General features: G+C 63.9%; 9 protein-coding genes and 1 pseudogene. 7 read left to right on the top strand and 3 right to left on the bottom strand.

Annotation, left to right across the window (positions count from 1 at the left end; translation table 11 throughout):
- Together ACZYX4_RS03085 and ACZYX4_RS03080 are read left to right on the top strand one after the other, a co-directional pair.
- Window positions 1-894: an LGFP repeat-containing protein gene (locus tag ACZYX4_RS03085; protein WP_463873603.1), complete on the top strand. Its 894-nt coding sequence runs from the start codon at window positions 1-3 to the stop codon at window positions 892-894.
- Complete coding sequence (locus ACZYX4_RS03080) at window positions 879-1,058, top strand: hypothetical protein (RefSeq protein ID WP_463873602.1); 180 nt, start codon at window positions 879-881, stop codon at window positions 1,056-1,058. Before ACZYX4_RS03085 ends, ACZYX4_RS03080 begins: the two co-directional genes overlap by 16 nt.
- Here the strand turns inward: ACZYX4_RS03080 and ACZYX4_RS03075 are convergent.
- Window positions 1,009-1,509: a MarR family winged helix-turn-helix transcriptional regulator gene (locus tag ACZYX4_RS03075; protein WP_463873600.1), complete on the bottom strand. Its 501-nt coding sequence runs from the start codon at window positions 1,507-1,509 to the stop codon at window positions 1,009-1,011. The genes ACZYX4_RS03080 and ACZYX4_RS03075 overlap by 50 nt on opposite strands.
- A 106-nt stretch (window positions 1,510-1,615) precedes the next feature.
- On the bottom strand, window positions 1,616-2,494 hold the full coding sequence (locus ACZYX4_RS03070; protein WP_463873598.1) for an alpha/beta fold hydrolase: 879 nt from the start codon (window positions 2,492-2,494) through the stop codon (window positions 1,616-1,618).
- Window positions 2,495-2,649: 155 nt separating this feature from the next.
- Here ACZYX4_RS03070 and ACZYX4_RS03065 point away from each other — a divergent pair.
- Window positions 2,650-3,866, top strand: a pseudogene (locus tag ACZYX4_RS03065) (IS3 family transposase).
- A gap of 14 nt (window positions 3,867-3,880) precedes the next feature.
- Here ACZYX4_RS03065 and ACZYX4_RS03060 read toward each other — a convergent pair.
- Entirely contained in the window at window positions 3,881-4,843 is a 963-nt protein-coding gene (locus tag ACZYX4_RS03060) for a DMT family transporter (RefSeq protein ID WP_463873597.1), read from the bottom strand.
- On the opposite strand from ACZYX4_RS03060, the gene ACZYX4_RS03055 reads away from it, so the two are divergent.
- From ACZYX4_RS03055 to ACZYX4_RS03040, 4 genes are all read left to right on the top strand, one after another.
- A complete protein-coding gene (locus ACZYX4_RS03055; protein WP_463873596.1) occupies window positions 4,842-5,429 on the top strand; it encodes a helix-turn-helix domain-containing protein in 588 nt (195 codons plus the stop codon). The two genes, ACZYX4_RS03060 and ACZYX4_RS03055, sit on opposite strands and share 2 nt — an antisense overlap.
- Window positions 5,430-6,577: 1,148 nt before the next feature.
- On the top strand, window positions 6,578-6,835 hold the full coding sequence (locus ACZYX4_RS03050; protein WP_463873594.1) for a hypothetical protein: 258 nt from the start codon (window positions 6,578-6,580) through the stop codon (window positions 6,833-6,835).
- Window positions 6,790-7,512 (top strand): LGFP repeat-containing protein, encoded by a 723-nt coding sequence (locus ACZYX4_RS03045; protein WP_463873593.1) that lies wholly within the window; start codon window positions 6,790-6,792, stop codon window positions 7,510-7,512. The genes ACZYX4_RS03050 and ACZYX4_RS03045 overlap by 46 nt, the downstream gene beginning before the upstream one ends.
- A 118-nt stretch (window positions 7,513-7,630) precedes the next feature.
- The coding region (locus ACZYX4_RS03040; RefSeq protein ID WP_463873592.1) for an IS1380 family transposase at window positions 7,631-8,831 on the top strand (1,201 nt) is incomplete at its 3' end.

The raw sequence follows: 8,831 nt of genomic DNA, 5'->3' as shown, positions 1-8,831 counted from the left end.
ATCCGCGCCACATGGGGCGCCCTCGGCTACGAAAAAGGCAAACTCGGCTACCCGACCACCAACGAAATCTGCGGACTCGCCAACGGCGGCTGCTACCAGTCCTTCCAGGGCGGGACCATCCACTACTCCCCCGCCACCGGCGCCCACGCCACGTGGGGCGGCATCCACGCCACCTGGGGTGCTTTGGGCTACGAAAAGGGCAAACTCGGCTACCCGACCACGAACGAAATCTGCGGGCTGACCGGCGGGGGCTGCTACCAGGGGTTCCAGGGCGGGACCATTCATTACGCCCCCGGCATCGGCGCCTACGCCACCTGGGGCGGCATCCGCGCCACATGGGGCGCCCTCGGCTACGAAAAGGGCAAACTCGGCTACCCGACCACCAACGAAATCTGCGGACTCGCCAACGGCGGCTGCTACCAGTCCTTCCAGGGCGGCGACATCCACTACTCCCCCGCCATCGGCGCCCGCGCCACCTCCGGACCGATCCGGGCCGCGTGGGGATCCCTCGGCTACGAAAAGGGCAAACTCGGCTACCCGACCACCAACGAAATCTGCGGGCTCGCCAACGGCGGCTGCTACCAGGAGTTCCAGGGCGGCACCATCCACCACACCGCCGCCACNCCCGGATCGCCTCCAGCGCCCGACGCATCCTTCTTCACCTGCCCAAAAAGTGGCCCTGGCAAACCTACTGGGACGAGCTCTTCACCAGCGTCCACGCCCCACCGCAAGCGCCATAGAACCCCGCCCACCGCCGGACAACGGCCCGACCAGAAACACACAGTGGAACCCTACCGGCAGCGAGGCCGACAACCCGCCATGCCCGCAACCAAAACCACGGCCACCCCCGACAATCAGTCAGGACCAACCGCGGATCGGTGGATCAAGGCTTAGAACTGGAGACCGCCTGGGGGAGTGCGCCCTTCGATGTCTTCGCCGCCACCGAAACGGCCGGGATGGCCTCCGCCTTCACTTACCGGAACCGCCACGTCTACGAGGACCTGCTGATCATCGAACCCGTGGACCAGAACGGAAACCCCGTGCGGCCTGACCTGTGAAGCCCAGAGTCTGATGCACCGGTTGATCCTCCCTTCGGCAACGACCAAACGTACGTGTTGCGGCACGGAGGCGGTCAAAGGGACGTACCCGGACGGCATCTGGCGGACAGCCTGCGCCGGCATGGTTAGCGAAGATCCGCGACCAGTGGAGGCGGAAGCCAACCTGAGCCACCGACAGTTCGTGAATCTCCTCGGTGCTGAGCGCATCGAAACGGGGAGCGATCGCGTGGATCCAGCCACGCTGGAACTCATTCACTTCGGAGCGAGCCGCGTCCGTCAAAGACACCACGCGCGCGCGGGCGTCCAGCGGATCAAGCTCGACCGTGACAAGGCCCTCCCTCCTAAGGCTGTCGACGTGCTGGCTCACCGCGCCGCTCGTGACATCGAGGACGGCCGCCAGTGCGCCGACCCCGAGACCGTTGGTACGTGAGAGCTGGTACAAGACGTTCATCTGCGCCCGCCCGAGCCGCCGCTCGATGCCTCCCGAGCCGTCGCAGGTTCCACCATTCTGACGGCGACTCAACGTAAATGGCTCCGCCCCGGCGCTCAGCCGCAGCTCAGCCGGTGCTATCGAGGATCAGGCGCGCCGCTTCCGTTGGTTGGTCCCAGTGCGGGAAGTGACCGCAGTTTTCGAACCAGTGGAGCGTTGCATCCGGGAACAGCTCCATGGCCCGCGCCGCCTCACTGGGAGCGGTGACCTTGTCCTTCCGCCCCCATCCAATGACCACTTTGCCCTTGAGTGAACCGGCCGGTGCGCCTTCCTGGCGGGGTCCGTGAATCAGCGCGTTGAGGGCCGGATCCAGACTGGTTGATGTCTTGAACCCGCGAAGCTCATGCAGGACCAGATCCTTCGGCAGCTTCCAGGGGTGGGCGGAGAACTGAGCCAACAAGGCCGTGCGGCCCACGGGGTTGCCCGTGAGGAAGGGGAGCGCCGGTTGAATGCGGCGCACCAGTGCGACGGATGCCTTGATGCTTGCACCAAAGATCGCTGCCTGGCGGTCATTCCAGAATCCACCAGGGTCCAGTGCGATCGTGGTGCCAGCGTGCCCTCGCCGTGCCATTTCCATCGCCATCCGGGCGCCCATGGAGCTGCCTACCAGATCAAGGTCACCCAGTTCCCCGTCGCGGATAAAGGCTTCGACGGCATCGGTCAGCGTGGCAATGGTGGTTTCGCCGGTCAGCGGCGCGGATTCGCCGCAACCGGGGAGGTCGACGGCGATGACATCGCGTTCAGCGGCCAGCGCCGGGATTACCGGGTTCCAGTTACCAATACTGGAACCGAGCCCATGGATCAGGAGGAGTGGCTTACCGGAGCCTTGCCGGGTTGAGTGCAGCATGACTTCACTGTAAGGGGCGGTGCAAAATATGTGGCCAGAGGTCATCTGGCGAAAGGCCCGACGGCACAGCGATACGCGGTTAGGCAGCGCATCCAACACGCCTCAGGTCGAACACATCTCAGGCAGGGGCGAAGAGTTCATGCGCCACGTTGTCGGGGGCACTGAACCGTACCGGGTTTGATGCCGCTTCCTTTTTTGTGAAGGAGCGATTATGCCCAAGCGATACCCCCAGGATCAGTGAACGTGCCGTGCGGATGGTCCTGGACCACCTCAGTTAGTACGACTCCGTTTTTGCCGCCTGTTCCGCCATCGGACCGAAGCTGAGTATCGGCAGGGAGTCCCTGCGCCGGTGGGTTCTCCAGGCCCAGATCGACGCGGACGAACGCCCCGGCGTCACCAGCGCCGAGCAGACCCGGATCAGGGAGCTGGAGAGTGAGAACCGGGAACTGCGGGAGGCAAACGAGTTCCTGAAGAAGGCCTCGATTTTCTTCGCGAGGGAGCTCGACCCTCGCCGCAAATAGCTGGATTCATCGACGAACTGCGTGCCGATGGCCACGGGGTCGAGCCGGCATGCAAGGTCCTGCGTGAGCAGGGCGTGCAGGTTGCCCCGCGGATGTACCGGTCCTGGAAATCCAAAGCACCCGTTGCCCGTACCGTCGCGGACGCTACTCTCGTCAACGCGCTGAAGGAGACAGCCGAGAAACAGGAGTACCTCTACGGGCGGCGGAAAATGACCGCTTGGCTGCGCAGAGAGGGCCACGACGTGGCCTGATGTAGCGTGGACCTGCTCATGCGGGACGAAGCCATGAACGGCCTCGTCCGAGGCCGGAAACCCAAAGCCGGTGCAGTAGCGAAAGACTCACAGCGGGCTCCGGATCTACTGAACCGGGACTTCACCGCGGCCCGGCCGAACGCCGTGTGGGTCACCGACTTCACCTATGTCAGAACGTGGGCCGGCTTCGCGTACGTGGCCTTCGCGATTGATGTCTTCTCCCGGGCGATCGTGGGCTGGCACGGCTCCACGATCAAGGACGCGGACATGGCGCTCACCACCTTGAAGATGTCGCTCTGGCGCCGGGACCAGGCCGGAACGCCGGTCCCTGCGGGCATGGTCCATCACAGTGACGCCGGATCCCAGTACACCTCGATCCGGTTCGGAGAGGCACTGCTGCTCGAAGGGCTGGCGGCTTCCGTCGGCAGCGTCGGCGACGCGTACGACAACGCCCTCGCGGAATCCACGATCGGTCTGTACAAGAACGAATGCGTCCGCAAAGGCAGCCCCTTCATGACAGGCCCGCTCAAGCAGTTGCCGGATGTGGAGAAGGCGACCATGAACTGGGTCCACTGGTACAAAACAGAGCGGCTGCACACCACCTTGGCCATGATCCCGCCCGACGAGTTCGAGCAGAACCACCATGCTCAAATAGATGCCTCTTCAGACAACGAGGCCACCAGCAAGAAGACGGCCTAAACCCGGTACGGTCATTAGTTCCGTCGGCTCGAGTGGGGGGAGGAGGCGGCTGGATTGTAGACACCCTGTGAGGGTTCTCGTGAGGTATTAGCGTCGTTGCGTTTGCTGCGGGGTTTGAGTTCGCTGACGAGGGCGCCAGCGACAATGAACACGGCCCCGGCGACCGCGACCGGAAGAAGCCGGTCACCCGCTACTCGGCCGATGATCGCAGCCCATACGGGCTCGGCGGCGTAGATGATCGTTGCTCGTGTCGGCGAGACCGTCCTCTGGGCCCAGTTCATCGTGAGTTGGATGAGGCAGCTCGCAGCCCCCAAAGCGACCGCCGCTCCCACCCACACCCAGGAAAACGCGGGCAGCTCCTCTCCGACGATGGGCATGGCCAGGAAGCCCAGTAGTCCCGCGACGAGTAACTGTACGACGGTCACCCGGCCGAGGTTCACCTTGCCCGCGAACCAGCCGATGAGGATGATCTCAGCTGCCATTGGAAGAGTGCTGAGGACCGTCGCGATCTCCCCGGAGCCGAAGGTGAAGCCGACGTTCCCTGGGTCGGCGAGCAGCACGAGACCTACGAAAGCAAGCCCGACGCCGATCCACGTAAGAAGCCGCGGCGGCTTTCTGAACACCATCCACTGCAGGATCGGAACAAGCGGGACGTAGAGGGCTGTGATGAACGCGGAGGTGCTGCTGTTGATCGTTTGAAGACCGACGGTTTGCAGTCCGTAACCGAGGAAGATCACCACGCCAATGGCTGAACCCGCCCCGATCTCTTTCCAGGTGATACCGCGGAGGATACGCGCGAAAATAACGGCACTGATCATGCCGGCGATCATGAACCGCATGCCCACAAAGAACCACGGTCCGCTGTACTGCACGGCGACGTGGACGATGAGGAACGTCGCCCCCCACACGGCCGTGATGAGGACGAGGGCGAGTTCCTGCCTGGAGAGCCGCCGCCGACGCGGACGAGTGTGCAACATGCTGCACACTCTATGGGGCAGAATAGTGCACATGCAATCTGAGGGAACGGCCGGGGTCCTAGCGCACGTCAGTGCGAACGTGCGTCGCTTTCGTATGGCAGCTGACCTCAGCCAAGTCGCACTGGCGGATCGCGCAGGTATCAGTCGTCGTACTGTCGTCAAGCTCGAGGCGGGGGACGCGAACATCAGCCTGACAGGCCTTGATCATCTCGCCGACGCGTTGGGTGTCACATTCGTCGACCTCGTTGCCGCCCCGGCCGCACCTCACGCAGAGATCAGCGAAGTTGCGTGGCGAGGAGACGGGCCAGGCAGTGTCGCGGTACTGCTCGCATCCGTTCCCGCTGCCAAGGATGCCCAGTTGTGGGCTTGGACGCTCGAACCCGGTGACCGCTACGACGCGGAGCCTGATCCGCTGGGGTGGTCTGAGATGCTCCTCGTCTCCGAGGGATCCATCCGCGTCGAACAGGAAGACGGCGATACCCAGCTCCGCGCGGGTGACCACCTCGCCTTCCCGACCGCACAGCAGTACGCCTACGTTAACGTCGGCGACACTCGCGCACGCTTCGTGCGTGTTGTCGTCAGCTAACGCGCCTGCGACACGTTTTTCCGGACGAGCATTGATCAGGCATTCACCGTGGACCGTCTCGACAAGGGCGCGTTGGGGACTTTTCTGAGACGGAGTGGTCTCGTGAGACTGGGTGGGTTTCACGTGGACAAGACATCCGGGTCCGTCACAATCCGGCCCGGACATGCACCGACGACCGTTTAGACCGGTGATCGTCGTGGAGGCTCGGGCTGTCGGTTGGTCAGGCAGGTTGCTGTTCGCTTCTCCATGAGATGTTCGGAAAGGAGGAGCCCGCCGCCATGTTGTTCGTTGATTTCCTGCAGGAGGGCCGTCCCGTAGTGCGGTGCTTGTTCGGGGCCGGTCCGGTTCCGGAGGCCTACTCTTCATATCGGGGCGAAAACGCGCGCAGGACACAGCTGCCCCGCCCGGGAGGCCGTTTAGGCAGCTTGGCTGGGGGAGCTGAAGTGGGCAAAAAGAGGGTGTGCACAATGTGCACACCCTGGGCGTCGGATTGGGTCGTACTGGTGCCGGACTGGTCTGGATTCCGTATGTTTGGGCGGGAGTCCAGTGTTTGCAGGGGCTGGAACCCGGTTCGAGTCCCACCTCGGGCACAGTGTTTCCGCAGTTCAGGGGCTTTTTGGTGCTTTTTTCGTGTGCACTTTGTGCACACTCTTGCCTCTGATCTGATGTTCCGGGTGTGTGGGGTCCCGGAAACGGCGTATTCGGTTGTGTGGGGGAGCGGCTGCCTACGGCGGACCGGGTACCGCCCTGTGGGTTCTCTGATGGGTGTTCATCATCGTTCGTCCTTCCGTCGGGTTTTCGCGTTCACCACTTCATAGTGGCTTGGGCCGCGTCCAACATGACGTTCTGATTATTCTTTAGATGGACCTGGGTTTGCCGCTGGTCCGGATTTTCCGCTCTGACACCTGTTCATGCAGGACTGCGGGGGGAACGGCATGACATGGCCTCCCCTGTCCACGAAGCGTTGAAGCCGCCTACGACCCGAAGGACACTGGGGCGCCTATGTTTGGGGATGCTACATCGAGGCCCGAAAAAACGTCTACGGAGGCTGAGCTAGTTGTGTCGGACGCCCCACCTGGTTGGCCCGGACACAGGGGTTCCTTGTGGTCGCCCGTGACAGCGGAATCCGCGGTCTGGAGAATTGCCCGATGACGAAGCCACACAACATGAGACAGGCTTCCAGGCCCGCGGCAGTGTTCGCTGGGCTGGTGGCATCGGGCTTCCTGTTCCGGCGCTTTCAGTTGCGTTGGGGTGCCACCGCCGCTGAAGCCGACGGCGGGCTTCCGGGTGACGGCTTCCTGTCGGTTGCCGATCTTCAGTCAACGCGGGCGATCACCATCGAGGCTCCGGCGGATGCAGTGTGGCCCTGGTTGGCGCAGATGGGTCAGGGTCGCGGCGGACTCTAGCCCANGGCGCCCGCGCCACCTCCGGACCGATCCGGGCCGCGTGGGGATCCCTCGGCTACGAAAAGGGCAAACTCGGCTACCCGACCACCAACGAAATCTGCGGGCTCGCCAACGGGGGCTGCTACCAGGGGTTCCAGGGCGGGACCATCCACTACACCCCCGCCACCGGCGCCCACGCCACATGGGGCGGAATCCGCGCCACATGGGGCACTCTCGGCTACGAAAAGGGCAAACTCGGCTACCCGACCACCAACGAAATCTGCGGACTCGCCAACGGCGGCTGCTACCAGTCCTTCCAGGGCGGGACCATCCACTACTCCCCCGCCACCGGCGCCTACGCCACGTGGGGCGGTATCCACGCCACCTGGGGTGCTTTGGGCTACGAAAAGGGCAAACTCGGCTACCCCATCACGAACGAAATCTGCGGGCTGACCGGCGGGGGCTGCTACCAGGCCTTTCAAGGCGGGACCATTCATTACGCCCCCGGCATCGGCGCCTACGCCACATGGGGCGGAATCCGGGCCACCTGGGGCACCCTCGGCTACGAAAACGGCAAACTCGGCTACCCCACTCAAAACGCCCGGTGCGATGGGAGCGCCAGCACCTGTACACAAGATTTTCAGGGGGGAACTATCAGCCACACCGGCGTCAAGGGATCAACAGTTGTTTTCCGCTAACCCCAGGTTTTCATGGCGGGTCTTTCGGATGGCGTGTTAGTCAGGGAAAGGGTGCTCTGAACTGGGAAAATAGTGGTTGTCGAGACCGTTATTTGCCGAGCGAGGGAGCACCCTTTCGATGCAAAAGTCTACCGCTGTTTTTCCGTTCTTTCCGGTCAGTTTCACCGGCCAGTCGCTGATTTCCCACGCCGGGGTTTCGGTGCTCACCGGCTTCATGGACGCCCTGGGTTTCGGCAGGCTGTGCGAGGACAGGCTCGGCCAGTTCGTTCCCTCCGGCGCGAAACACCGGCCTGGCCGGCTGGTTGGTTCGTTGGCCGCGATGCTCGCCGCCGGAGGTGAATATGCCTCGGATCTGGACATCCTGCGTTCCTCACCCGGGGTCTTTGGTCAGCTGCCCTCGAACGCGACCGTCTCACGGTTCTTCGAACGCACCGTGGCCAACCCGGAGCTGTTCAGCTACGGATTCGAGACCCTCACCCGGGCCCTGCGCACCCGGGCCTGGAACGCCGCCGGGGACCGGAACCTGGCACTGTCCGCGACCGCCGCGGATCCGCTGATCATCGACCTCGACGCGACGCTGGTGACCTCGCACTCGGATAAGGAAAACGTGGCCGGCACCTACAAGGGTGGTTACGGGTTCGCCCCGTTCATCGCCAGCGTCGATTACGGCGCCGGCAACGGTTCCGGGGAAATTCTCGCCGCGGTGCTGCGGCCAGGCAACGCGGGAGCGAACAGCGCCGAGGACCATATCCGGGTCTTCCACACGGCGGCAGCCCAACTGCCCGAGAGCTTCTTCACCGAGGCCGGGGCCCTGGCCGGGGAGAAAGTGTTGGTTCGAACCGACAGTGCCGGGGCCTCGCGGAAGTTCCTCTGGCACCTGCACAGCCTCGGCGTGCAGTTCTCCACCAGCTACGCCCTGCCGTTCGGCAAGGCTCACATGATCGACTGGATCACCGACAAACAGTACTGGCAGCCGGCCCTGGACCAGGCCGGGAACGACCGGAGCGATGCGTGGGTCATCAACGCCACCGACATCATTCCGCTCACCGATTACCCGCCGGGGACCAAACTGTTCCTCCGCGCCGAGCCGCTGCACCCCGGCGCGCAGCCGACCCTGCTCGATGCTGACGGGCACCGGATCACCGCGTTCCTGACCAACTCCCCGCGCTGGCACGGGCCGTTCCTGGACGCCCGGCACCGCGCCCGCGGCCGGTGCGAGAACCGGATCAAAACCCTGAAAAACACCGGCCTGGGCAAGCTGCCGTTCTTCGACTTCGCCGCGAACCAGGCCTGGGCCAACATCGCCGCGCTGGCCTTCA

It is taken from the genome of Pseudarthrobacter leeuwenhoeki (assembly GCF_055412885.1).
The sequence above is the reverse complement of the archived record's forward strand: the minus strand, read 5'-3'. Positions and strand labels throughout refer to the sequence as shown.